The organism is Stenotrophomonas sp. 14P6.2.3 (assembly GCF_057799055.1).
In genome coordinates this window covers 1-25,768 of sequence record NZ_JBYOLA010000003.1, presented here as the reverse complement: position 1 = coordinate 25,768, position 25,768 = coordinate 1, and the positions used below count along the sequence as shown (strand labels likewise).

Here is a 25,768-nt window from a genome sequence, read left to right as displayed (position 1 = left end):
CACTCCTCACCGCTGCCGTGCGACTACCCTGCCGCACCCGACGCTGCAGCGTAATGCGCGGCAAGATGATCGACCAGCGCGCGCACCTTCGGCGCCAGCGCACGCGCATGGGGATACAGCGCGAAATAGCAGCGCGTGCCACCGTGCCAGCTGGGCAGCACGCGGATCAACCGGCCAGCGCGCAGGTCTTCCTGCACGGTGAGCGCGGTGAACAGACTGATGCCCATGCCGGCCAGCACGGCCGCATACAGTGCCGGCGTGGCGTCCACGCGTAGTCGTTGACCGGCTTCCACGCTGACGATGGCAGCGCGCGGCCCGTGCAGCTGCCACGGCGTGATCGCAGCAACCGGGTTGAATGCCAACAACGTGTGGTTCTGCAGATCGGCCACCTGTCGAGGCAGCCCATGCCGGGCGAGGTAGGCCGGAGCCGCAACCAGGATGCGCGGGCATCGCGCCAGTTCACGGGCGACCAGTTGGCTGTCTGGCAAGGATGGTGCGATGCGCAGGGCCAGATCGAAGCCACCGCCGACCACATCGACCAGCTGATCGTCGGCCGACAGTTCCAGCGCCACCTGCGGATAGCGCGCCAGGAAGCCAGGCAGCCAATGCGGCAATTCCTGGCTGGCGACCACCTGCGGCACGCTGACCCGCACGCGCCCGCTGGGCTGGGCCTGGCCGGCCCGCGCGCGGTCATCGGCAGCCTCCAGCCGGTCAAGCAGCGCCACCGCCTCGCGGTAGTAGTCGCGCCCGGCCTCGGTCAGCGACAACCGCCGGCTGTTGCGATCCAGCAGCCGCACCTGCAGGTGCTCTTCAAGTTGACGCAACTGCCGCGACATCGCCGAATGAGTAGTATCCAGCCGCTCGGCGGCGGCAGTGAAACTGCCTGCATCGACGATCGCGCGCAAAGCTCGCAGGGCGGCGAAATGATCCATCGGGAGGTGACTCCAGTCGGCGGGGCCCGCTGGCTGCGGACCCCGCCAGCTTATCAAGCGTCGCCGCCGGCCTTGCGCACCGGCAGGGCCAGGATCGCCGAGGTGCTCATGACATCGCCAAAGGCATCCTCGATCTGCGCCAGCGACGCTTCATGCAATGCGCGATGGCCGATGCTCCCGCCATTGGCCAGATCCAGATCACGGCTGGCAGAGGCATCGGAGGCCACGATCACCCGATAGCCGCGCGGCGCCGCAGCGGCATCACGTGCAGCACCGGCAACGCAGGCATGGGTCTGCAGGCCGGTGACGATCAGGGTGTCGATACCGGCGTCCTTCAGCGCCTTGTCCAGCACCGCTGCCGAGGCACCGGCGAACACGCTGACGTTGTCCTTCTGCACCACGGTCTCGCCCTTGCGCGGCCGCATGTCACGGTGGAACGCCGCGTTGACGCTGCCCTCGGCGAACAGCGGCGCGCCAGCCGGCAGCACGTGCTGCACATGGATCACGCGGATGCCGTTGGCATCAGCGAAGTCGACCACGCGCCGCGTCTGCCGCAGGGCCGCCACGCCATCGGGAATGACCATGCGACCACCGGCGAAACCGGCTGAGGCGCTGGCATCGAAATACTCGTTCTGGAAGTCGATCACCAGCACGGCCGTCTTCGCTGCGTCGAGCGAGGTGGCAGCCGGGGCGCCGGCCATATGTCGGATGGTGGGATGGGACGACCCGGCGGCGGCCGCCGGGGTGGTGGCGGCCATGCCGATCAGGCTGGCCAGGCCGAAAGCAGCGAGGTTCATGGTCAAGCTCCTGTGCGAGGGAAAGTCGGCACAGGATGAGGAGCGTTGAACGCACGAACCAGCCGCATCCGAGCACACGATCTGTGCGAAACGTGCACAGATCAGTTTTTGTGGAGGTGGTGAAACGCAACGGGGCGCCCGAAGGCGCCCCGCTGTGGATCCGACCGAGGTCGAGCCGCTGCTTACAGGCGGCTGGCGATCGCCTTGGCGAAGCCCATCGTGTTGCCGGTGCCGCCGAGGTCGCCGGTCAGCGAATCCTTGGCTTCCAGCGTGGCCACGATGGCCTTGCGCAGGCGCTCGGCATTTTCCGGCTGGCCGACATGGTCCAGCATCTGTGCCGCTGCCAGCAGCAGGGCGCAGGGATTGGCCTTGCCCTGGCCGGCGATGTCCGGCGCGGTGCCGTGCACGGCTTCGAAGATCGCCGCGTTCTCGCCGATGTTGGCACCCGGGGCCAGGCCCAGGCCGCCGACCAGACCGGCACACAGGTCGGAAATGATGTCGCCGAACAGGTTGGTGGTGACGATGATGTCGAACTGTTCCGGACGCATCACCAGCTGCATGCAGCAGTTGTCGACGATCATTTCCTGGAACTCGATGTCCGGGTACTTGGCCGCCACTTCGCGTGCCACGGCCAGGAACAGGCCCGAGGTCGACTTGATGATGTTGGCCTTGTGCACGGCGGTGACCTTCTTGCGGCCGGTGCTGCGGGCCAGCTCGAAGGCGTAACGCACGATGCGCTCGGAGCCCTTGCGGGTGATGCGGGTGCCGGAGAAAGCGGTCTCGCCGTCGGCCGACACTTCCTGGCCTTCGGCCAGGTACGCACCTTCGGTGTTCTCACGAACGGTGATCAGGTCGACGTTGTCGAAACGCGACTTGGTGTTCGGGAAGGTGTGGGCCGGACGCACGTTGGCGTACAGGTCGAAGTGACGGCGCAGGCTGACGTTGATCGAGGTGAAGCCACCACCGACCGGCGTGGTCAGCGGGCTCTTCAGCGCGACCTTGTTGCGCGCGATCGATTCCAGGGTCACCGCCGGCATCAGATCGCCGTGCTTCTCCAGAGCCACCAGGCCGGCGTCGGCGTCTTCGTACTCCAGGCCAGTCTTGAGCTGGTCGAGCACGAACAGGGTGGCGTCCATGATTTCCGGGCCAATGCCGTCGCCGCGGATGACCGTAATTTTCTGCGTCATTGATCGATGTTCCGAACAGGGGGAAAAACGCCGTCCGGACGTGCCCGGAAACGCCGGCGCAAAGGAAGTTTCACCCGCAATTATGCCTGAGCCGGGGCCGAGGTCCCAAATAGACCATGGTCCCAGTCCCGGCTCAGGCAGAATTGCCCGCGCATTCCACCTCTACCCCCGCCTGTCGGCGCGCCCCTGCAAACCGCTCTGCGGCTTGCCCGCGCATTCCACCTTATCCCCGCGCCTACCGGCGCGCCCCCTTGAACAACAAGGGGGCTCCTGGTCAGGGAGATCGCGGGGAAGGCCCCTGCGCGCGGGCGGTAGTGCCGGCCGCTGGCCGGCACCACCGGGAAGGGCGCAAGGTCCCGGTTCCCGGCGCTCGTCGGGCTCAGTGCTCGTGCGCGGCCGGGGCGGCGCCGCCGCCTTCCAGCTGGTCGAGAAAGTCCACGGCCCGGCGCAGGTGCGGGATCACGATCGAGCCACCAACCACCAGGCCCACCGAGAAGGTTTCGAAGAACTCTTCACGGGTCACCCCGGCGTCCTTGCACTGGGCCACGTGGTAGCTGATGCAGTCGTCGCAGCGCAGCACCATCGAGGCCACCAGGCCCAGCAGCTCCTTGGTCTTCACGTCCAGCGCACCGGCCTGGTAGGTCTGCGTGTCCAGCGCGAAGAAGCGGCGCACCACCTGGTTCGGCTCGCCCAGAATGCGTTCATTCATGCGCTTGCGGAAATCGGTGAACTCGGCGATCCGGTCCTTGCTGCCGTCGTCGGCCGCGCTCATGCCTGGCCCTGCCCGGCCAGCAGCGGCTCGAGCTTGCCTTCACGATGCAGGGCCATCATGTCGTCGTAGCCGCCAACGTGGACGTCGCCCACGAAGATCTGCGGGACGCTGGTACGGCGGGTCTTGGCCATCATCTTCTCGCGCTCGACCGGATCCAGGTCGATGCGGACCTCGGTCCATTGCTGGCCCTTGCTCTTGAGGAAGTTCTTGGCGGCCACGCAGTAAGGGCAGACGGCGGTGGAATAGATGGTGATGGCGGGGGTAGCGCCGGCGGACTGGGCTGTCACGGGAAACTCCACGATGGATCGACGGTCCATATATGGTACCGGTGCGCTGGAATTTCCACGCCACGCCCGCAACACTGTGGATTGATTAACGAATGGTTGCCCCCTGCCCTGCCACGCTGGGCAGACTCTGCCCGAGAATCGACCGCTTGCGACCCCTGCTGCTCACCGCTGCCCTCACCCTGGCCCTGGCTGCCCCGCTGGCGCAGGCCCAGGAGAAGCTGCCGGACATCGGTTCCTCGGCGGGCGAACTGCTGACCCCGGCCCGCCAGGCCGAGTACGGCGCGATGATGCTGCGCGAGCTGCGCAACTACGGCTACCTGCTGGACGATCCGCTGGTCAACGACTGGCTGCAGACCATGGGCACCCGCCTCGGTTCCAACAGCGACCAGCCGCGTCAGCCCTACACGTTCTTCGTGATGAAGGACCGCCAGATCAATGCCTTCGCCACCCTCGGCGGTTACATCGGCGTCAATGCCGGCCTGGTGCTGACGGCCGAGCGCGAGGACGAGGTGGCGGCGGTGCTGTCGCACGAAATCGCCCACGTCACCCAGCAGCACGTGCTGCGCGGGGTGGAGCGCGCCCAGCGCGACCAGATTCCGATCCTGCTGGGCATGCTGGCGGCGGTGGTTGCCGCCCAGGCCAGCAACAGTTCCTCCTCGGGCAACGCCACCATGGCGGCGATCAGCTCGGGCATGGGCCTGATGCAGCAACGGCAGATCGACTACACCCGCTCCAATGAATCCGAGGCCGACCGGCTGGGCATCCGCACGCTGTCGCGCAGCGGCTACGATGTGGATGCGATGGCCGGCTTCTTCGAGCGCATGTCCTCGGCGATGCGCGGCAATGATGGCGGTTACAGCGTTCCGGACTTCCTGCGCACCCATCCGGTCAACACCACCCGCATCAGCGAGGCCAAGGCCCGCGCCGAACAGATGAAGAAGGACACGGTGCTGCTGACCACGCGCACGCCCAGCGGCGAGCGCAGGGAACGGGTGGATCCGGCCGACCCGACCCTGGGCGATCCGCTGCTGCGCGGCATCAACCCGCTGTTGCCCGGCAGCGTGCTGCGGGTGCCGATCGGCCAGCTCAGCCGCGGCGCCAGTGGTGATTTCAACTGGGCCCGCGAGCGCCTGCGCGTACTCAGCGCCGACAGCCCGGCCGAACTGCAGCGCGAGTACGCCGATCTTGCGCGGCGGCAGAAGGACGGCCTGGACGACGCCCAGCGTTACGGCCAGGCACTGGCCAGCATGCGCGGCGGCCGCAGCGGCGCCAGCGAGGCCCGGCAGACGTTGACCGACCTGCTGAAGACCCACCCGGACAGCCTCTGGGTCGCCCTGGCCCTGGCCGAGGCGGAATCGCGCACCGGCCAATCCACCCAGGCCAATGCGCGCTTCGAGCAGCTGCTGCATGAGCACCCCAACAGCCGGCCGGTGGCCCTGACCTATGCCGAGATCCTGAACGAGCAAGGCGGCCAGGCCGCGGGTCAGCGCGCGCAGGCGATGCTGCGTCCGCTGCTGTCGCAAAGCGGTAACGATCCGGTCTTCCAGCAGCGCTACGCCCGCGCCAGTGAACTGGCCGGTGACAGTGTCCGCGCCAGCGAGGCCTATGCCGAGGCAGCGTTCCTGGGCGGGCGCCCCGAACAGGCCCTGATGCAGCTGCAGGCACTCAAGCGCAACCCCGCCCTGGACTACGTCGGCCGGGCCCGGGTGGATGCGCGAATCGAGTCGATCACCCCCACCGTACTCGAGCTGCGCCGGCAGGGTGTACAGGACCCGGACCTGGACCGCCGCTGAGCACGGCATGACCGGCAGATGGCAGCAATGCCAGATGCCGGCCAGGCAGTCACAAACATGTCATCAAACCGTAGTCTACTGGCACCACTCCAGTAACTGAGCCCTACGGTGCCCTCGTGCAGAAACGCATCCTGATCGTCGATGACGAGCCCGCGATCCGCGAAATGGTCGCCTTCGCCCTTCGCAAGGGCGATTACGAACCTGTCCACGCCGGTGACGCCCGCGAGGCCCAGACCGCCATCGCCGACCGCGTCCCCGACCTGATCCTGCTGGACTGGATGCTCCCCGGCACCAGCGGCCTGGACCTGGCACGGCGCTGGCGCAAGGAAACCCTGACCCGCGAAGTGCCGATCATCATGCTGACCGCGCGCGGCGAAGAGAACGACCGTGTCGGCGGCCTCGAAGCCGGTGTGGACGACTACGTGGTCAAGCCGTTCTCGGCGCGCGAACTGCTGGCCCGGATCCGCGCGGTCATGCGCCGCGCCCGCGACGATGACGAGGACGGCAGCGTGGCCGTGGGCTCGATCCGCATCGACGGCGCCGCCCATCGCGTGTTCGCCAACGACCAGCCGGTGCCGATCGGCCCGACCGAATACCGCCTGCTGCACTTCTTCATGACCCATCCTGAGCGCGTGTACACCCGTGCGCAGCTGCTGGACCACGTGTGGGGCGGCAGCGTGTATGTGGAAGAACGCACCATCGACGTGCACATCCGACGACTGCGCAAGACGCTGGAACCGTTCAACGCCGAGAACATGGTGCAGACCGTGCGCGGTGCCGGTTACCGCTTCTCCACCGCAACCTGAGCCTCGTCGTGCCGGCGCCGTGCACCCCACGGTGCCGGCGTCGGCAACTCTGCTATAACCCTCGGTTCACCTGCGTGAACCGCCGCAACCCACGACGAGACCGCAATGCCCCGCCACATCCGCTCTGCCTGGTTGAAGACACTGGCCACCGTGGCCATCGTGTTGCTGTTGGCCGGTCTGGTCGGATGGTTCACTGGCCACCTGTGGCTGTGCATCGCGCTGGCGGCACTGGCGACGCTGGTCTGGCATTACTGGCGGCTGCGCCGCGTGCTGCGCCGGCTGACCGCGCGCCAGCGCTGGGACACCGCCGCCGAAGGCACCGGCGTCTGGAACGAGCTGGACCGCCTGCTGTACCGCAACCAGGTCGAGATGCGCGTGCGCAAGCGGCGCCTGCTGGACATGCTGCGCAGCTATCGCGCTGCAGCGGCCGCGCTGCCCGACGCCGTGGTGGTGCTGGACCGCAACAGCCAGCGCGTACAGTGGTTCAACGAAGCGGCCACGGCGCTGCTCGGCCTGCACCATCCCGGCGATCTGGGTGAAGCCCTGGTCGAACGCCTGCAGCCGATGCCGCTTGCCCACTGGCTGGCCGGTGGCCGCAACGCCGAACCGATCCTGGACGTGCCCTCGCCGGTCGATCCTGCGATCCGCCTGAACCTGCGCCTGATTCCCTATTCGTCCGACTACTGGCTGCTGATCGCCCGCGACGTCAGCAAGCTGCTGCGCCTGGAACAGGTGCGCCGCGATTTCGTGGCCAACGTTTCACACGAACTGCGCACCCCGCTCACCGTGGTCCACGGCTACCTGGACATGATGGACCCGGAGGATTTCCCGGGAACCGGACCGATGCTGGAAGAGATGCGCAAGCAAAGCCAGCGCATGGCCCAGCTGGTGGAGGACCTGTTGACCCTGTCGCGGCTGGAATCGCAGGAACACAGCGAAGCCGAGACGGTGGCCATGCAGCCCATGCTGGCCACGCTGCGCCGCGAAGCCGAGGCGCACAGCCAGGGCCGCCACCAGATCAGCATCGACGACCTGGCCGGCGTGGACCTGCAGGGTTCGACCAAGGAACTGCACAGCGCCTTCTCCAACCTGGTCACCAACGCGGTGCGCTACACCCCGGCCGGTGGCCGCATCGCGGTGGAGTTCCGCCGCGAGGGCGACGGCGTGGTGCTGGCGGTGCGTGACACCGGCTACGGCATTCCTGCCACCCACCTGCCGCGCCTGACCGAACGTTTCTACCGTGTCTCCAGCAGCCGCTCACGCGAAAGCGGCGGCACCGGCCTGGGCTTGTCGATCGTCAAGCACATCCTCGGTCTGCACCACGCACGCCTGGAAATCGACAGCGAGGTCGGCAAGGGCTCGGTGTTCGCCTGCCATTTCGATGCCGACCACGTGCGACCGCGTGAATCCGCCCCCCTGACCTCCTTCGAAGAATGACGCCATGAGCAGCCTCGGATCCCTCCCCCTCCCCGTGAGCACGGACAGCGATCCGTTGCGCGACCCGGCGCTGTACATCAACCGCGAACTGTCGCAGCTGGATTTCAACTTCCGCGTGCTGGCGCAGGCGATGGACCCGCAGGTGCCGCTGCTGGAGCGCCTGCGCTTCATGTGCATTTCCTGCACCAACCTGGATGAATTCTTCGAGATCCGTGCCGCTGCGGTCCGTCATGCGCAGGAGTTCGGCCTGCCGCCGGCACCGGATGGCATGAGCCCGCAGGCCATTCTCAATGCCATCCACGAGCGCGCCGCCGAGCTGGTGGACCAGCAGTACCGCTGCTGGAACCAGACGCTGCGTCCGGCGCTGATGGAGGCCGGCATCGGCGTGCTCGGCCGCAACTCCTGGACCCACCGGCAGAAGCGCTGGCTGCGTGCCTACTTCCGCAACGAGATCATGCCGGTGCTGTCGCCGCTGGGCCTGGATCCGGTGCATCCGTTCCCGAAGATCCTCAACAAGTCGCTGAACATCGTGGTGGTGCTGAAGGGCACCGATGCGTTCGGCCGCAGCGGCCACCTGGCCATCGTGCGCGCACCGCGCTCGCTGCCGCGGATCATCCAGCTGCCGGAAAAACTCGGCGGGCCGCAGAACTTCGTGTTCCTGTCCTCGGTGCTGTCCACTTTCGTGGACGAGTTGTTCCCGGGCCTGGAAGTGCTGGGCGCCTATCAGTTCCGTGTCACCCGCAACTCCGAGCTGGTGGTGGACGAGGAGGAAGTGGAAAACCTGGCGCTGGCGCTGCGTGACGAGCTGGTGGACCGTGGCTACCGTCCTGCGGTGCGCCTGGAAATCGCCCACGACATGCCGCGCGACATCGTCCGCACCCTGCTGCAGAACTTCGGCCTGACCGAGAACGCGGTGTACCGCATCGATGGACCGGTCAACCTCAACCGCATCATCCAGCTGTACGACCTGATCGCGCAGCCGGACCTGAAGTATCCGCCGATGACCCCGCGCACCCTGCGCGACAGCGACGGCATCTTCGAGACCACCGCACGCAAGGACCTGCTGCTGCACCACCCCTTTGACGCGTTCGCTGCGGTGCTGGACCTGATCCGCCAGGCCGCGCTCGATCCGAACGTGCTGGCGATCAAGCAGACCCTGTACCGCACCGGCAAGGACTCGTTGATCGTCGATGCGCTGATCCAGGCCGCACGTGCCGGCAAGGACGTGACCGTGGTAGTCGAGCTGCGCGCGCGGTTCGATGAAGAAGCCAACCTGGGCCTGGCCGATCGGCTGCAGGAAGCCGGCGTGCAGGTGGTGTATGGCGTGGTCGGCTACAAGACCCACGCCAAGATGCTGTTGATCGTGCGCCGCGAAGGCCGCAAGCTGCGCCGCTACGTGCACCTGGGCACCGGCAACTACCACAGCGGTACCGCACGCGCGTACACCGACCTGAGCCTGATCACCGCCGATGCCGATATCGGCAACGACGTGCACCTGCTGTTCCAGCAGCTGTCCGGGCTGGCCTCGAAGATGAAGCTCAAGCGCCTGCTGCAGTCGCCCTTCACCCTGCATACCGGGATCCTGGCGAGGATCGAGCGCGAGACGCGCGTTGCTGCCGCCGGGCGACCGGCGCGGATCATCGCCAAGATGAACGCCCTCAATGAGCCGCAGGTGATCCGTGCGCTGTACGCCGCCTCGCAGGCGGGTGTGCAGATCGACCTGATCATCCGTGGCGCCTGCACCCTGCGCCCGGGCGTACCCGGCGTGTCGGACAACATCCGCGTGCGCTCGATCGTCGGCCGCTTCCTGGAACACAGCCGGGTCTACTGGTTCGGCAACGACGGCGCACCGGAGCTGTACTGCGCCAGCGCCGACTGGCTGGAGCGCAACCTGCTGCGCCGGGTGGAAACCTGCTTCCCGATCCTCGACCCGGCACTGGCCAAGCGGGTCTATCGCGAAGTGCTGCAGAACTACCTGGACGACAACCTCAACGCCTGGGAGCTGGATGCCGAGGGCATCTACCACAAGCGCGCCCCGGCCCACGACGAAGCCCCGCATTCGGCACAGATGGCATTGATGCAGGGACTCTGACCTGGTAGGTGCCGACCTTGGTCGGCACGTTTGGATGCATCCACGCATGGCGTGGATCTACCGTGTCGCCCAAGGTCGACACCTACCAACAGCCGCGGCGATCTGTCGAAGGTCGACACATGCAGGGTCTTTGATCCGGTAGATGCTGACCTTGGTCGGCACGTTTGGATGCATCCACGCATGGCGTGGATCTACCGCGTCGACCAAGGTCGACACCTACCAAGAGCAGGCAATGCCATTCCGACCGATCGCGGAGATCTGTCGAAGGCGGGGTGGGTCCGGTTGCGGGGGTGTCCGCGGCATGGATGCCGCGGCCAAGCCCCAAAGGATGGGTTCACGGCGTCCCCCGCAACCGGACCCACCCCGCCATCCCACGGATACCCCGCTTTTGACGTTGACGTTGATTCTGCGGGTGCAGGGTGCAGCCCTGCCGCCGCCCCCCCACCACAAAATGTGAAGGCCGCGCGGTGACGAGTTCACCGCCCCTTCGGCTAACATTCGCCCATGCCGCATACCACCACGACTCCGCCCGCATTGCAGGATGGCGACCTGCTGGCCGCCATCGACCTTGGCTCCAATAGTTTCCACATGGTCATCGCGCGTTACACGCTTGGCCAGCTGCGGGTGATCGACCGCCTGCGCGAGACCGTGCGCATGGCCGACGGCCTGGACGGCAAGGGCGGACTCTCCGCAGCAGCGCGGCAGCGCGCGCTGGAGTGCCTGGCCCGGTTCGGCCAGCGCATCCGCAACGTCCCGCCACATCGCGTGCGTGCACTGGCCACCAATACCGTGCGCCAGCTGCGTTCGCCGCAGGCCTTCCTGATGCCGGCCGAAACCGCGCTCGGGCATGCCATCGAAGTGGTCAGTGGCCGCGAAGAGGCGCGACTGATCTACCTGGGCGTGGCCCATGCGCAACCGCCCAAGCCCGACCAGCACCGCCTGGTCATCGACATCGGCGGCGGCTCGACCGAGTTCATCATCGGCAAGGGCATGCAGACCCTGGAACGCGAGAGCCTGCAGGCCGGCTGCATCGCCAGCACCCGTCGCTTTTTCCCGGGCGGCAAACTCAGCAAGAAGCGCTGGAAGGATGCCCTGGCCGAGATCGGCCGGGAGTTCCAGCCCTTCGCCAGCAAATACCGCGCGCTGGGCTGGCAGGAGGCTCTGGGGTCGTCCGGCACCCACAAGGCCATCAGCGAAATCTGCGCGACGATGAAGCTGAGCAAGGGCGCGATCACGGCCGAGGCGTTGCCGCAGCTCCGCGATGAGCTGCTGAAGGCCAAGAAGATCGACGACATCGTGCTGCCCGGCCTGTCCAGCGATCGCCGCCCGATCATCGCCGGCGGCATCCTGGTGCTGGAGGCCGCCTTCCAGGCACTGGGCCTGCAGAAGCTGCTGGTCAGCAAGGCCGCGATGCGCGAGGGCATCCTCTATGACATCCTCGGCCGTGCCGGTGACAACGACCCGCGCGATGAATCGGTGGCCGCCCTCACCCATCGCTATGGCATCGATACGGTGCAGGCCGGTCGCGTGCAGGACACCGCACTGTCGTTGCTGGAGCAGGTGCAGGAACGCTGGAAGCTGGATGCCGATGATGCACGCATGCTCGGCTGGGCCGCACGCCTGCATGAGCTGGGGTTGATGATCGCCCACAGCGGTTACCACGTGCATGGCAGCTACGTGCTGGAGAACTCGGACATCGCCGGCTTCTCGCGGCAGGAGCAGCAGATGCTGGCGACGCTGGTGCGCAATCACCGCCGCGGCATCAGCAAGACCGCCTTCGATGCCATCCCCGAACGCCTGCTGCTGACGGCACGACGCCTGGTTGCCCTGTTGCGCCTGGCGGTACTGCTCAACCGCGCGCATGAAGACGCACCGCTGCCGGTGCTGGAGCTGACCGCCGACGACAGCCGCCTGTCGCTGATCGTGCCGCAGGCCTTCATCGATGCGCGGCCGCTGCTGCGCGCCGACCTGATCGGCGAGACCGAAGGCATCGCCGGGCTGGGCATCCAGTTCCGTCCGTTCGTGGTCTGAGCAGGACGCCGAGGGCGCCCACGCATCACCCGTCGGCGCCCGATTACATTTCGTTACAGTTCGCGCAATCGACCGCCAATTCCTGCTGCAACGCAGCAGCTGGCGGCGCTTGCGCGTGCCGAGCCTTCACGTAAACCCCTGCTTTTGTTCACGTTTGGTGAAAACAGGTGATGCGTAACGACACAAACCGACATGCGCTCTTTACAGAGCATTAACCAACGAGACTACTATCGGGTCATCGGCTCGGTCTTGGACCTGCCGATTCCTTCGACGCCCGTTTTGGCGTCCTTTGCACGACCCGAGAGAGAGAGCTCGTCATGACTTCACGCACCACCGCACTGGGGCAGGCCATCCGCTACGCCCTGGCAACCACTGCGACGCTGGCTGCGCTGCCGGCGTTCGCCCAGAGCAGCAGCACCGCATCGCCGACCAACCTGGACCGCATCGAGATCACCGGTTCGCGCATCCGCCAGGTGGACGTTGAAACGGCGCAGCCGGTGCTGGCCCTGAGCCGTACCGATATCGAACGCCAGGGCTTCAGCTCCGTTGCCGACATCCTGCAGAACGTGACGGCGATGGGCAGCCCGGCGATCAGCCGCGCAAACGCGCTGAGCTCGGGCGAAAACACCGGCGGCACCTACATCGACATGCGCAACCTGGGGGCGCAGCGCACCCTGGTGCTGGTCAACGGCAAGCGCCTGGGCATCAGCACCTCGGGCCTGCAGGACGTGTCCTCGCTGCCGGTGTCGGCGGTGGAGCGTATCGAAGTGCTGAAGGATGGCGCTTCGGCCATCTACGGTTCCGATGCGATGGCCGGCGTGGTCAACATCATCACCCGTTCCAACGTCAACGGCGTGACCGCCAACGTCTACCACGGCCAGTACAGCGAAGGTGACGGCGCGCGCGACCGCTTCGACGTGGTGGGTGGCTGGAGCAACGACCGCGTGTCGCTGACGCTGGCGCTGGAACACTCCGAAGAAAAGAGCGTGTGGGCACGTGACCGTTGGTTCAGCAAGTACGGTACCAGCGACCACAACCCCAATGACCCCTCCAACTGGACCACGCTGAGCCAGTACGGCCAGATCACCGGCCTGAAGGGCCGCCCGGGCTGTACCGATACCCGCCTGGGCTGCGGCTACTCGCTCAACCGTGGTGCCGACCCGACCAACCCGGCCAATTACCACCTGACCGATGCGACGCCGTTCACCGGTGACGTCAGCAATGCCAACGACCAGATGCACGTCATGTACCCGATCAAGCGTGATTCGGTGTACTTCGATGGCCGCTTCAAGCTGACCGATGACATCAACCTGCGCACGGAGTTCGGCTACAACAAGCGTTCTTCCGAGCGCCAGATCGCCGGCTACCCGACCCAGTCCAGCTCGGTGTCCATTCCCAATGACCCGAACGCCACTGGCCAGATGTCCAGGGACAGCTACTTCAACCCGTTCGGCAGCCAGCACGGTTACGCCAACCCGACCGCAGTGTCCTGGAACCGCCGCACCTGGGAAGTGCCGCGCGTGAGCACCAGCGAACTGAAGACCTATCGTGCGGTGGTGTCGCTGGATGGTGCCTTCGAGATCGGCGAGCGCTACTTCGACTGGGACGTGGGCTACCAGTACAACCGCAACGAGCTGACCGCCACCGCCACCGGCAACCTGCACAAGAAGCGCGTGCGTGATGCCGTGGGCCCGTCGTTCCTCGACCCGGCCACCGGCAAGGTGATGTGCGGCCGCCAGGGCGCGGTCATCGATGGCTGCAAGCCGTGGAACCCGCTGGTGCCGTTTGGCAAGAACGACCCGAACGGCCTGACCGGCAACGAAGAGCTGCTGTCCTGGCTGTTCCCGTCAGAAAAAACCACCGGCCGCACCACCACCAAGAATGCGTTCGCCAATCTGTCGGGCAGCATCATGACCCTGCCGGCTGGCGACCTGGGCTTTGCCTTCGGCGTCGAAAGCCGCAAGGAAGATGGCAAGTACACGCCTGACGCGCTGGCCCAGACCGGTGCCACCACCAACCTGGCCGCTGGCCCGACCGGTGGCAGCTACACGGTGAAGGAAGCGTACCTGGAGTTGAACGTGCCGGTGCTGGCCGACCTGCCGGGTGCCAAGGAACTGAGCTTCAGCGCCGCAACGCGTTTCTCCGAGTACAACACCTTCGGCAACACCCTCAACAGCAAGTTCGGCTTCAAGTGGAAGCCGATCGACCAGCTGCTGGTCCGCGGCACCTGGGCCGAAGGTTTCCGTGCACCGACCATCAGTGACCTGTACGGTGGCGGTTCGGAAACCTTCGCGCAGTTCAGCGATCCCTGCGACACCGTGTTCGGCGCTTCCAAGAACAGTGCTGAAGTCCGCGGACGTTGCGCACGCGACATCGCCGATGCCGGCAACTTCCGTCAGCTGCGCCAGGGCAATACGCCGGTGACCACCGCACAGGACGCAACGCCGACGCCGTTCGTATCCGGTTCCAACCCGCAGCTGACCCCGGAAACCTCGACCAGCAAGACGCTGGGCCTGGTGTGGAGCCCGACCTTCGTAAGCAACCTCAACGTTGCGCTGGACTGGTGGAAGATCCGCATCGACAACACCATTGTCGATGACAGCCCGAACCAGATCCTCACCGACTGCTACGAGCAGGGTATCGAAGCGCGTTGCAGCCGCTTCACCCGTGATGCCGCCACCGGCATCGTCACCGGCCTGAAGTTCGGCAACCGTAACGCAGGCTTCGCAGAGACCGAAGGCTACGACCTGGACGTCAGCTACCGCGTGGATACCAGCTACGGCAAGCTGAGCGCTGGCTGGACCAGCACCTACGTCAGCAAGAACGTGTACCGTTCGACCAACGATGCCGGCGTGGTGCCTACCCCGATCAACGGCGTGGCCAACACCATCGGCACCAGCACCAGCCTGGCATTCCGGGTGCGTTCGAACCTGGTGCTGGGTTGGGATATCGGTGACTTCGGCGTCAGCTGGACCGCGCGTTACTACTCCGGCGTGAAGGAGCGTTGCCTCAACGCCACCCGCTACGCGGATGAGTGCTCCGATCCGGAATTCATGGCACCGTGGATCAAGGGCACCCGCGATTACAACCAGCGTGGCGCGGTCACCTTCCACGACGTGCAGTTCCGTTACAACCTGCCGTGGGATGCCACCGTGTCGGTTGGCGCCAACAACGTGTTCGGCAAGGAAGGCCCGGTGATGTACAGCAAGCCGAATTCGTCGTTCTCCTACTACGGTGGCTACGACATCGGTCGTTTCATGTACATGAAGTACCAGCAGCGCTTCTGATCCACACGCTGGCGCAACACCACGACCACGGCCCTTCGGGGCCGTGGTTTTTTTGTGCCCCTGAATTACGCAGGCATCGCCTTGCCCGGCCGTCATCGCGCTGTCGCAAAGCGGTCATGTCCGCTACATCGCCAAGCCTGAGCATGCGTAAAACCGGAGGCCCGCCATGCGCTATGCCATCGTCACCGAAACCTACCCGCCGGAGATCAACGGCGTCGCACTGACCGTGCAGGGCCTGGAGCAGGGATTGCGCGCCGCCGGCCACGAGGTCGACCTGATCCGCCCGCGACAGGCCAGTGAAGCGCTGGAGGCGGTACCGGGCACCCTGCTGGTTCCGGGCGCGGCCTTGCCGCGCTATCCCGGCCTGCGCTTCGGCCTGCCCGCACCGATCCGGCTGGGCCGGCACTGGCGGCAGCAGCGCCCGGACGCGATCTACGTGGCGACCGAGGGCCCATTGGGCTGGTCGGCACTGCGCACCGCGCGCCGCCTGGGCATTCCGGTGGCTACCGGGTTCCACACCCGCTTCGACGAATACCTGCCCGACTACGGCGTGGCGTGGCTGCAGTCGGCGGCAATGCGCTGGATGCGCCGCTTCCACAACCAGGCCGATGCGACCCTGGTGCCCACCCGCGAACTGCAGGAATTTCTCACCGAACAGGGTTTCGAGCGTGTGCGCCTGCTCGCGCGCGCGGTCGACAACCAGCAGTTCGACCCCGCACGCCGCGACCCGGCGCTGCGCGAAGAATGGGGCATCGATGGTACGGGGCTGGCAGCGATCTACGTCGGCCGCATCGCCGCCGAAAAGAATCTCGGCCTGGCGGTGAAAGCCTTCCGCAAGCTGCAGCAGGTGCGCCCGAAAGCACGCTTCATCTGGGTCGGCGATGGCCCGGCGCGCGAAAAACTGGCCCATGAGAATCCCGATTTCATCTTCTGCGGCATCCAGCGTGGCGATGCCCTCGCCCGCCATTTCGCCAGTGGCGACCTGTTCCTGTTCCCCAGCCGCAGCGAGACATTCGGCAACGTGACCCTGGAAAGCATGGCAAGCGGCCTGGCCACGGTCGCTTTCGACTACGGCGCAGCCCGCGAGTACCTGCGCAACGGCGAGAACGGTGCGGCAGTGGATGACGACGAGCAGTTCGTGCAGGCAGCAGTTCAACTGGCTGCCGATGACGCCCTGCGCCGCGAGTTGGGTGGCAACGCGGCACGGGCGATGAAGCGGCTGCACCCGCAGCAGGTGGTGGCGGAGTTTGAAAGCCTGTTGGCGGAACTGGCCAGCGCGCGGAGGAGCGGACATGCGCACCACGCCGCTTGAGCTGCTGGCCGGTCGCGAAGCTCGCTTGTGTCGCCGCGCCAACCACTACTGCCGACGTCGCCGCGTGCGGCGCGTGTTCTCGATCATCAGCCGGCTCGGCGATGGCGTGTTCTGGTACATGTTGATGGGCGCGCTGGTGCTCATTGATGGCTTCGATGGCCTGCGTGCATCGGTGCACATGGCCGCCACCGGCCTGGCCGCACTGTTGCTGTACAAGGGGCTGAAACGCTGGACCCGGCGACCACGACCGTACGCGGCCGACCTGCGTATCCGTGCCTGGGTGGCGCCGCTGGATGAGTTCAGTTTCCCGTCCGGGCATACCCTGCACGCGGTGTCGTTCACCATCGTCGCGCTGGCCTACTACCCCTGGCTGGCACCGCTGCTGGTGCCGTTCACCTTCGGCGTGGGCCTGTCGCGCGTAGTACTGGGCCTGCACTACCCGAGCGACGTTCTGGCGGCCACCGGCATCGCTGCACTGCTGGCCTCGGCCAGCCTGGCCTGGCTGCCGTTGCCGGTGTGATGCCCGGCGACTGCGCAGGGCCCTGCGCTACCGGCGAAGCGATGCCCTAGAATATCCGCATGACCACGCTGTTCATCTCCGATCTGCATCTGGACCCCAGCCGTCCGGCCATCACCGACCTGTTCCTGCGCTTCCTGCGCGAGGAGGCGCCCGGCGCCGACGCGCTGTACATCCTCGGCGATCTGTTCGAAGCCTGGATCGGCGATGACACCCCCTCGGCCGCAGCCGATGCGGTAGCCGATGCACTGAAGGTACTGTCCGACAGCGGCGTGCCGGTGTTCTTCATCCGCGGCAACCGTGATTTCCTGCTCGGCGAAGACTACGCCCGCCGCGCCGGCCTGCGCATCCTGCCGGACCCGTGCATGATCGAGCTGTACGGCCGCCCGGTGCTGCTGCAGCACGGCGACCTGCTGTGCACCGATGACATTCCCTACCAGCAGTTCCGCGCCCAGACCCGCGACCCCGTCTTCCAGGCGCAGTTCCTGTCACAGCCGCTGGAGGCGCGCATCGCCTTCGCGCAGAAAGCGCGTGATGCCAGCCAGGCGCGCCAGTCGGAAATGAAGCAGGGCGACCGTGCGCAGTTCGAAACCGTCACCGACGTGGCCCCGGCCGAAGTGGAAGCCACTTACGCGCGCCACGGCGTGGACACGATGATCCATGGCCATACCCATCGCCCGGCGATCCACACCCTGCAGGCCGGCGGACGCAGCTGCACCCGCATCGTGCTGGGGGACTGGTACGAACAGGGCTCGGTGCTGCGCGTGGATGCCAACGGCTGGACCCTGGATACGCTCGCGCGCGTCTGATGGGTCGCAGGGTGCCAACCAAGGTTGGCATCTACCAGAGCAGGTGTACCCGCCCTGGTAGACGCCGACCCTGGTCGGCGCTTGGCCTCAGCGGAAGGCCGCGATGGTGGCCTTGGTATTGACCAGCACGCGCTGGTTGTCGGCACTGCTGGCGATGCCCATCGGCACGCCGTTGTAGCTGATGTTCGGATTGGACCAGTAGTTCAGACGCGGGCAGCCGGCCGAGCAGTCGTAGGCCATGATCGTGCGCCAGCGCGATCCGCTGGCCGGCTCATAGCGATAGCCATGACCATAGGCATACGGTGACGTGCTCGGATCACTGGCGATATCGTGCCGTGCGCTCTGCAGGTGGCCGATTTCATGGGCGAACGAGTAGTAGCCCGTGGCGCAATCCCAGTACACCGCGGCAAACGCGGTCGATGCGGTGGAACCGATGCCCGAGGCCAGCCCGCAATAGCTGGTGTTGTTGATCAGCAGAACGCCTACGTCGGCCGCGGTGCTGTTGCGACTGGTGTGGATGCTGTCCATGTAGCCGTCGCTGGTGCCACGGAAACGCGACAGGTCGGTGGTGAAATTGCCGGACTCGGTGTAGCTGGTGGTTTCATAACCGGCCAGCTGCAGGGTCAGGCCCACGTTGCTGTTGGTATACCCCTGGTTGGATTCGGCAACGGCCAACTGCACCAGCGACTGCATGTTGCCACCGTAGGCGCTCACTGCAGCGTTGGTCGCCACCACCAGCACGCGGATGGTCGCCGGGCTTCCCGACGAGGCCTGTGCAGTGCCTAAGCGATCATTTGCCGGCATGGCGATCTTCGGCAACTGGTTGTAGTCAGCCGGATGATCGGCGGGCATCCGCGACTCATCCACCTCGACCAGCACGTGGCGGTTGCCGAGCGGACGCAGACGATACAGTTTGCCGTCCTTGCGGATCGAACCGGTGAGGGTATTGCCCGAGCGCACCAGGATCAGCGAGTTGCCCGGATCATCCTGGCCATTGGACGTGGCCGCCTGCAGGCGATCGGACGGCGAGCGCAGCTGGCCGTACCAGACGCTGCCGCCATCCGGCAGCGCCTCGACCTTGCTGCGAACGGCCTGCACCTTCTGCCCGAGCAGCTCGAATTCCAGCTGTGGCTGCGCGGTGGCGGCGGCATCGACTCGCACTTCCTGTACGGCGGCGGTGGACGGGGTGGCCAGCAATCGCCCCAGTGCCGGCTCACTGCTGGCCGATGCACGGCTGAGCACGGTGACCGGCTCGAACAACGGCGCCGCACTCGCGGCCGCCGCTACCGACAATCCCAACAACAGACCACCTGTCGCTTTACCTATCGATCTGGACATCATCTTGTCGCTCCTTGGAGTGAAGTAGACAGCGTTGATGCAGCACGACCCGGGGAGCCGGGTTCGGCCATCAGGCCTGCGCAGGGCGTGTGAATTCAATAGATGACGGGAATGGAAATCGCGATCTGTGATCGACCGCATCTGCGTTCAGTGAGGTCAAAAGCGTCAATACACTTCGCCAACACAAAGCTTTCGCGCTACCGTGACGTGGCCACGACGGGAAATGCACATGGCACCAGGACAGCACAGCAGTGACATGACGGCTGATCCGGGCCTGCTGCGGATCGGCCTGTTCTTCGACGGCACCCGCAACAATGCGCACAACCTGGCGCAGGGTCACCGGCAGGTGCCGCGACCGCGCCCTGCCCTGCTCCGCGCCGATGACGATTCGACCTACCAGAGCCGGCTGACCAGCAGCTACGACAACGGCGCCACCAACATCGCGCGCCTGCACCAGCTGTATCCGGACAGCCGACGCACACCGGGCAGCGCACCTTCGCTGGCGATCTATGTTGAAGGTGTCGGCACCCGCGACGATGCCGAAGACGACCTGATCGGCCTGGCCTTCGGGATTGGCGCCAGTGGCGTGCAGGCGAAGGTGCAGCGTGCATTGCAGGTGTTGCTGCCGGCCGCACTGTCGTCACTTGCCGGGCAGTGGCGCGCGCCGCTGCACAGCGTGCAGCTTGATCTGTTCGGCTACTCACGCGGCGCGGCCTCCGCGCGCGATGTGGCCAACCACCTGCGCGGGTGGGATGCCGCGCGCTGGCAGCAGCTTCTGCTGCACGCGGGGCTTTCGTGCAGCGCCGATTTCGCCCTGCCGCGGCCGGCACTGCGCTTCGTCGGCCTGTTCGACACGGTGGTCGCCGTCAACGGCGGCCGCGCCGACGAACACCCCCGCATCGCCCTGCCCGCCGGCATCGCCGAGGCTGTGTTGCAGCTCAGCGCGCGCGATGAGCATCGCCAGCACTATGCGTTGACCACGGTGGCACCGACCCATCCCGAAATCGCACTGCCCGGTGTGCACGCCAACATCGGTGGAGGCTACGACCAGGTGGAGGAAGGGCCCAAGCTGCTCAGCCGGCCCCGACGGCAGCAGCTGCGCCGGCCCGGCGTGGAGGACTACCAGACACCGCCACTGGCCCTGCTGCAGGCGACGACCGCCTACGCGGAAGCACAGGCCGACGCCGAGCGCTGGCGGCAGCAGCTGGGGTTGAACCCGAGGGAAGTGTGGGTCGATGTCTGGCACCAGTGGCAGCAGCAACGACGCGCCGGCAGCCGCAGCGTGCTGATGTCACCGGTGCTGTACGTCACCGCTGCGGTGGTGCTGCACCGGCGCATCGATTGGCGCTATCAGCTGGTTGCGCTGCAGGTGATGCAGAAGCACGCTGTCGATGCCGGTGTGACCTGGACCGCCGACGCCGCCGAGGTGGCGGGTTGGGAGCTGCCTGGTGCACTGCAGCCGATCGCGCGCCGCCTGATCGCCGGCCAGTCGCTGACCCCGACGCAGGAAGCGTTGTTGCGCCGCCGTTACCTGATGCAGTCCGCACACTGGAATTTCGATGCGCTGGGCGATACCGCCCTGACCTACACCGCCGATGCCGGTGTCAGCGAGCTGCCGTATCGCCCTGGGCCGGGGTTGTTCTACATCAACCGGCCGACGGTGGATGGCAGGCGCGTGGTGTTGCCGAACGCATGAGAACCAAAAAGGGGACGGAGGGGATTAAGTCGTTTGTGGCACAAACGACTTAATCCCCTCCGTCCCCTTTTCTTTCAGCCGGCCTGCTCGACCAGGTTGGCCAACTCGTCGCTATCGAAACCGGCCAGCAGGCGCGCTTCCATATTGAACGGCCCGTGCAGGTAGCCACCGGCATACTCGACCAGCAGTTCCTTGAAACGTGCGCGCGGTTCGACGCCGGCGCGCTCGCAGCACCAGCGGAACCAGCGCGACCCAGCGGCAACGTGTGCAACCTCCTCGCGCAGGATCACTTCCAGCACATCAGCGGTTTCACCGTCGCCGACATTGCGCAGCTTGTCGATCATGCCAGGCGTCACGTCCAGCCCACGCGCTTCCAGCACGCGCGGCACCAGCGCCATGCGTGCCAGGCCATCGTGTGCAGTCTTCTCGCACATTTCCCACAGGCCGTTGTGCGCAGGGAAATCGGCGTACTCATGGCCATGTGCCAGCAGGCGCTCGCGCAGCAGCATGAAGTGGCGCGATTCGTCGTCGGCGCAGCTCACCCAGTCGGCATGGAACGCTGCCGGCAGACCGCGGAAGCGGTATACCGCGTCCCAGGCCAGGTCGATCGCATTGAGCTCGATATGGGCGATGGCATGGATGAACGCCGCGCGCCCCTCCACACCGCCCAGGCCGCGCCGGGGCACTTCACGCGGATGCACCATCAGCAGCTGCGGCGGTCGGCCCGGCATGCGGATCGGTTCGGCTGGCGGCGCATCGGCCGGTACGTTCAACCGGCCGGCGCGGAACGCAGCGGCGTAGGCTTGGGTCAGTGCGACCTTGCGCAGGGGATCGGCTTCGGCCAGGCACTGCTGCGCGGCGCGCAGCAGATTGCCACCGACGTCAGGCACGTCGATCACCGCCTGGACCTCAGGCGCGGCGCTTGTGCTTGGCGTCGTCCGAACGCAGCTGCTGGATGCGCTCGAAGTAGCCCGGTTCGATGCCCGTCGGGTAATGCCCGTTGAAGCACGACGAATCGAAGTTGCGCAGCGCCGGATTGCCTTCGCTCACCGCCGCTTCCATGTCTTCGATGTCCTGGTAGATCAGCCAGTCGCAGCCCAGGTGGGCTTCGATTTCCTCGATGCTGCGGTTGTGCGCGACCAGTTCTTCAGCGGCCGGCATGTCGATGCCGTAGATGTTCGGGTAACGCACCGGCGGTGCGGCGCTGGCCAGGTAGACCTTGCGCGCGCCGGCATCTCGCGCCATCTGCACGATCTGCTGGCTGGTGGTGCCGCGCACGATCGAGTCGTCCACCAGCAGCACCACGCGGTTGCGGAACTCCAGGTGGATCGGGTTGAGCTTGCGGCGCACCGACTTCACCCGCTCGCCCTGGCCCGGCATGATGAACGTGCGGCCGATGTAACGGTTCTTGATGAAGCCTTCGCGGTACTTCACCCCGAGCACGTTGGAGATCTCCAGCGCAGCATCGCGCGAGGTGTCCGGGATCGGGATGATGGTGTCGATGTCGTGGTCCGGGCGCAGGCGCAGGATCTTCTCGCCCAGCTTGATGCCCATGCGCATGCGCGCCTTGTGCACCGACACGTTGTCGATCATCGAATCGGGGCGTGCGAAGTACACGTACTCGAAGATGCACGGGGTGTGTTCGGCCGGCTCGGCGCAGATTTCCGAGAACAGTTCACCGCGCGCGGTGATCACCAGCGCTTCGCCCGGCTGCACGTCACGCACGCGCTGGAAGCCCAGCACGTCCAGCGCAGCCGACTCGGAGGCAACGATGTACTCGTCACCCTCGGCGTGGCTGCGCTTGCCCAGCACCAGCGGGCGGATGCCATGCGGATCGCGGAAAGCGACCAGGCCCAGGCCCAGCACCACGCTGACCACTGCATAGCCGCCCTTGCAGCGACGGTGCACGCCGGCCACCGCGCGGATGGCGGCTTCCGGGCTGAGCTGGCGCTGCTGTTCCAGTTCGTAGGCGAACACGTTCAACAGCACTTCGCTGTCCGAATCGGTATTGACGTTGCGGCGGTCCTGCTCGAACACCTGCTGGCGCAGGTCCTCGGTGTTGATCAGGTTGCCGTTGTGGGCCAGCGCGATGCCGTACGGCGAATTGACGTAGAACGGCTGCGCCTCGTCCATGCCTTCGGAACCCGCGGTCGGGTAGCGCACATGGGCGATACCGACGCTGCCTTCCAGGGTGGACATGGTGCGTGCATCGAAGACATCGCGGACCAGGCCGGTGGCCTTCTGCACCCGCAGGCGGCTGCCGTTGACGGTGGCGATGCCCGCCGCGTCCTGGCCGCGATGCTGGAGGACGGTCAAGCCGTCATACAACTGCCCGGCGACGTTCTGGTTGCCGACGATTCCGACGATGCCACACATGATGCGAGGTCTCCGCTGGGCTGTGCCCAGTTACAAGGAAGGTGGCCGTACCTGGCCAGAGTTGTCGCCGCGTCTGCGGTCGACATTGGCCGGGTCGCCCGGCTCGATGCTGCCCGGTAGTGCTGGGGCGTCCGGGCGCACTTCGGCCGGATCATATGCCTCGCCCTGTTCCGCCTTCGCAGGCCGCAGCCATCCGCTGCCCGCCACTATCTGACCGAGTACGCCATTATCGCCTGTCGCCCCCGGCTTGCCCACTCCGGCGCCGGCGCTTTTGCCCAGCTCCATCAACGCAGATGGGGACAGTGCGTCCATCGGCAAGGCCTTGGGCAGCAGGTCGGCCCCCGGCACCTGCCAGTGCGGCAGCTTGCTGTTCATCCAGCCCACGGCCGGGTTCAGCACCGGACGCAGCGCCGAGCCGCGCCAGGAGGGTTCGGCGGTGAGCGGGGTGAAGCCGGCCAGCAGCAGCAGCACGGCCGCGATGAGACCCCCACGCACGGCGCCGAGGATCCCACCCAGCAGCCGGTCAAGGCTGCCCAGCATGTTGCGGTGGACGATGGCCTTGATGACCATGCCGATCACGGCAACGACGACCATCACGCCGATGCCGACGCTGAGGTAGCCGCCGATGAAATGCTCGCCGCCGGGCGCGGCCGGTGCCGCCCACCAGCGTGCGGCGTCATTGCCGAAGGCGAAAGCCGCCCAGGCAGCCACCAGCCACGATACGGTGCCGATGACGATGCCGACGAAGCCGCGCAGCAACCCGAGCAGGGTGGAGGCGGCGATCACGATCAGCAGCACCACGTCGATCATGGCGCCCCGCTCCTTCGGCGGCGCTGGCAACGGGGCTGCGTACAGGTCATGGGTGCGGTCGCACCATACCGGCCACGCCGACCTTGGCGGCGACCTGCGCCTTCAACTGTTCGGCATCGGCGCGGTTGGCGACCGGCCCGACGCGGACCCGGTGCAGGCTGCCCTTTTCGGTGCGCACCTGCTCGACAAAGGCACTGAAGCCTGCCGCGCGGACCTTGTCGCGCAGGGCGTTGGCATCGTTGGCCTGGCCGAATGCGCCAAGCTGCACGGCAAAACCCACTCCGCTGGCAGCCGGTGCGGCCGGCGCAGTCGGCGGCGTGGCCGGCTTGCTGGCAGTCGCTTCCGGCTTGGGCTCGGGCTTCGGTTCCGGCTTTGCCACGGGCTTGGCCGGTTCCGGCTTGGTGGCCGGCGCGGTTGCTGCGGTCGGCGTGCTCGGCGGCAGGCTTTCACTGCGCACCGGGTTGCCGGTCGCCGACGGCGTAGCCGCAGCGACGGGCGTACTGGCGCTCGGCGCGGGTGCAGGCGTGCTGGCCACCGGCGCACTGGTCGAGGGCTTGGCATCGAGGGTGATGACTTCTGCCTTCACGTCGGCACGGACCTTCACCGCCTGCAGCCGGCCCGCTTCGGCCTGCGCACGATCGGCATACGGTCCTACGCGCACGCGCCAGGCCGGGCGACCGTTGATCGATGCGGTCTCGATGAAGCCCGGAAGCTGCGAGCGCTTCAGGTAGGCGACCACCGCATCGGCATCGGCCTGGCTGCCGTAGGCGCCGAAGGTCACCGCGTAGTTGCCGGCGGCGACTGCTGGCGAGGTGTCCACGGTCGGCGGCGCAGCCGGCGCGGCGGCCTCCTCGACGGGACGAGCCTGGCCGCTCTGCAACCCGGTGGCGCCACCGGCAGGCGCGACCAGCGGCAGTTCGCGGGTTTCGAACTGGCCATCGGCCGGCGCATCGGGCGCGGCGATCGGCACATTGGCCACACCGCTGTCCGGGGCCGGGCCCTTGACGAGCATCGGCAGGAAGATGACGGCCAAGGCCACCAGGACGATGGCACCAATCAGACGCTGTTTCAGGGGCGTATCCACGTAGGGCAGGCGGCAGGCTGGACGTTGCGGTCGATTATACGGGTGCGCGACCGGGCGGCGTCGGTAATGGCTGAACGGCGGTCAGGCAGGGGCCTGCAGCCATTGCAGCGCAGCGGCTGCGGTATGGAAGGAGCCGAACACCAGTACCCGGTCGCCGCGTTCGGCACGGGCCAGCACCTGCGCCAGCGCCTGTTCGACCGTATCGGCCAGCGCCGCAGTGGCTGCGGCGGTATCGGCCAGGCGTACCTGCAGTTGCGCCGCGCTCTGCCCACGCGGGCCATCCAGCCCGGCCAGGGTCCAGTCGCTCACCACGTCCTGCAGGGCCTGCACCACGCCCACGGCGTCCTTGTCCTGCAGCGCGGCGTACACCGCCAGGGTGCGCCCGGGGGCAGCCTCGGCCTTCAG

General features: G+C 66.7%; 21 protein-coding genes. 10 read left to right on the top strand and 11 right to left on the bottom strand.

Annotated elements, in window-relative coordinates:
- Window positions 1-23: 23 nt before the first annotated feature.
- The 5 genes from AC27VL_RS03530 to grxC form a co-directional block, all read right to left on the bottom strand.
- Entirely contained in the window at window positions 24-932 is a 909-nt protein-coding gene (locus AC27VL_RS03530) for a LysR family transcriptional regulator (RefSeq protein ID WP_100551672.1), read from the bottom strand.
- 53 nt (window positions 933-985) lie between these two features.
- Entirely contained in the window at window positions 986-1,729 is a 744-nt protein-coding gene (locus tag AC27VL_RS03525) for a cysteine hydrolase family protein (RefSeq protein ID WP_100551671.1), read from the bottom strand.
- Window positions 1,730-1,911: 182 nt separating this feature from the next.
- Entirely contained in the window at window positions 1,912-2,916 is a 1,005-nt protein-coding gene (locus AC27VL_RS03520; RefSeq protein WP_089239080.1) for an isocitrate dehydrogenase, read from the bottom strand.
- 379 nt (window positions 2,917-3,295) lie between these two features.
- Entirely contained in the window at window positions 3,296-3,688 is a 393-nt protein-coding gene (locus tag AC27VL_RS03515) for a carboxymuconolactone decarboxylase family protein (protein WP_049458126.1), read from the bottom strand.
- A complete protein-coding gene (gene grxC / locus AC27VL_RS03510; protein WP_025878124.1) occupies window positions 3,685-3,975 on the bottom strand; it encodes a glutaredoxin 3 in 291 nt (96 codons plus the stop codon). The genes AC27VL_RS03515 and grxC overlap by 4 nt, the downstream gene beginning before the upstream one ends.
- Before the next feature lie 146 nt (window positions 3,976-4,121).
- On the opposite strand from grxC, the gene AC27VL_RS03505 reads away from it, so the two are divergent.
- The 9 genes from AC27VL_RS03505 (at window position 4,122) to lpxH (ending at window position 18,059) form a co-directional block, all read left to right on the top strand.
- Window positions 4,122-5,768 carry a M48 family metalloprotease gene (locus AC27VL_RS03505; protein ID WP_457853220.1) on the top strand — a complete coding sequence of 549 codons (1,647 nt, stop codon included), beginning with the start codon at window positions 4,122-4,124 and terminating at the stop codon, window positions 5,766-5,768.
- 116 nt (window positions 5,769-5,884) lie between these two features.
- Window positions 5,885-6,574, top strand: a complete 690-nt coding sequence (gene phoB, locus AC27VL_RS03500; RefSeq protein WP_089239076.1) for a phosphate regulon transcriptional regulator PhoB — start codon at window positions 5,885-5,887, stop codon at window positions 6,572-6,574.
- 105 nt (window positions 6,575-6,679) lie between these two features.
- Window positions 6,680-8,011, top strand: a complete 1,332-nt coding sequence (gene phoR / locus AC27VL_RS03495; RefSeq protein ID WP_089239075.1) for a phosphate regulon sensor histidine kinase PhoR — start codon at window positions 6,680-6,682, stop codon at window positions 8,009-8,011.
- A gap of 4 nt (window positions 8,012-8,015) precedes the next feature.
- Entirely contained in the window at window positions 8,016-10,103 is a 2,088-nt protein-coding gene (ppk1, locus tag AC27VL_RS03490) for a polyphosphate kinase 1 (RefSeq protein WP_488765554.1), read from the top strand.
- Window positions 10,104-10,607: 504 nt separating this feature from the next.
- On the top strand, window positions 10,608-12,134 hold the full coding sequence (gene ppx, locus AC27VL_RS03485) for an exopolyphosphatase (protein ID WP_100551669.1): 1,527 nt from the start codon (window positions 10,608-10,610) through the stop codon (window positions 12,132-12,134).
- A 317-nt stretch (window positions 12,135-12,451) separates the two neighbouring features.
- Complete coding sequence (locus tag AC27VL_RS03480) at window positions 12,452-15,421, top strand: TonB-dependent receptor domain-containing protein (protein WP_488765553.1); 2,970 nt, start codon at window positions 12,452-12,454, stop codon at window positions 15,419-15,421.
- A gap of 166 nt (window positions 15,422-15,587) precedes the next feature.
- A complete protein-coding gene (locus tag AC27VL_RS03475) occupies window positions 15,588-16,733 on the top strand; it encodes a glycosyltransferase family 4 protein (RefSeq protein WP_488765552.1) in 1,146 nt (381 codons plus the stop codon).
- Window positions 16,714-17,253: a phosphatase PAP2 family protein gene (locus tag AC27VL_RS03470; protein ID WP_180163719.1), complete on the top strand. Its 540-nt coding sequence runs from the start codon at window positions 16,714-16,716 to the stop codon at window positions 17,251-17,253. The genes AC27VL_RS03475 and AC27VL_RS03470 overlap by 20 nt, the downstream gene beginning before the upstream one ends.
- A gap of 59 nt (window positions 17,254-17,312) precedes the next feature.
- Window positions 17,313-18,059: a UDP-2,3-diacylglucosamine diphosphatase gene (lpxH, locus tag AC27VL_RS03465; RefSeq protein WP_191078621.1), complete on the top strand. Its 747-nt coding sequence runs from the start codon at window positions 17,313-17,315 to the stop codon at window positions 18,057-18,059.
- An 87-nt stretch (window positions 18,060-18,146) separates the two neighbouring features.
- On the opposite strand, the gene AC27VL_RS03460 is transcribed toward lpxH, so the two are convergent.
- A complete protein-coding gene (locus AC27VL_RS03460; RefSeq protein WP_488765550.1) occupies window positions 18,147-19,400 on the bottom strand; it encodes a zinc-dependent metalloprotease in 1,254 nt (417 codons plus the stop codon).
- A 220-nt stretch (window positions 19,401-19,620) separates the two neighbouring features.
- Between AC27VL_RS03460 and AC27VL_RS03455 the strand changes: the two genes are divergently transcribed.
- Window positions 19,621-21,093 carry a T6SS phospholipase effector Tle1-like catalytic domain-containing protein gene (locus AC27VL_RS03455; RefSeq protein ID WP_488765548.1) on the top strand — a complete coding sequence of 491 codons (1,473 nt, stop codon included), beginning with the start codon at window positions 19,621-19,623 and terminating at the stop codon, window positions 21,091-21,093.
- 74 nt (window positions 21,094-21,167) lie between these two features.
- Here AC27VL_RS03455 and AC27VL_RS03450 read toward each other — a convergent pair whose 3' ends face one another.
- The 5 genes from AC27VL_RS03450 to AC27VL_RS03430 all read right to left on the bottom strand — a co-directional run.
- Window positions 21,168-21,992: a ferritin-like domain-containing protein gene (locus AC27VL_RS03450; RefSeq protein WP_488765547.1), complete on the bottom strand. Its 825-nt coding sequence runs from the start codon at window positions 21,990-21,992 to the stop codon at window positions 21,168-21,170.
- A 10-nt stretch (window positions 21,993-22,002) separates the two neighbouring features.
- Entirely contained in the window at window positions 22,003-23,469 is a 1,467-nt protein-coding gene (purF, locus tag AC27VL_RS03445) for an amidophosphoribosyltransferase (RefSeq protein WP_025878104.1), read from the bottom strand.
- Between the two features lie 30 nt (window positions 23,470-23,499).
- Complete coding sequence (locus tag AC27VL_RS03440) at window positions 23,500-24,279, bottom strand: CvpA family protein (RefSeq protein ID WP_100551663.1); 780 nt, start codon at window positions 24,277-24,279, stop codon at window positions 23,500-23,502.
- Window positions 24,280-24,325: 46 nt separating this feature from the next.
- Window positions 24,326-25,363 (bottom strand): SPOR domain-containing protein, encoded by a 1,038-nt coding sequence (locus AC27VL_RS03435; protein WP_229979290.1) that lies wholly within the window; start codon window positions 25,361-25,363, stop codon window positions 24,326-24,328.
- Between the two features lie 81 nt (window positions 25,364-25,444).
- The coding region (locus tag AC27VL_RS03430) for a glutamate ligase domain-containing protein (protein ID WP_488765546.1) at window positions 25,445-25,768 on the bottom strand (324 nt) is incomplete at its 5' end.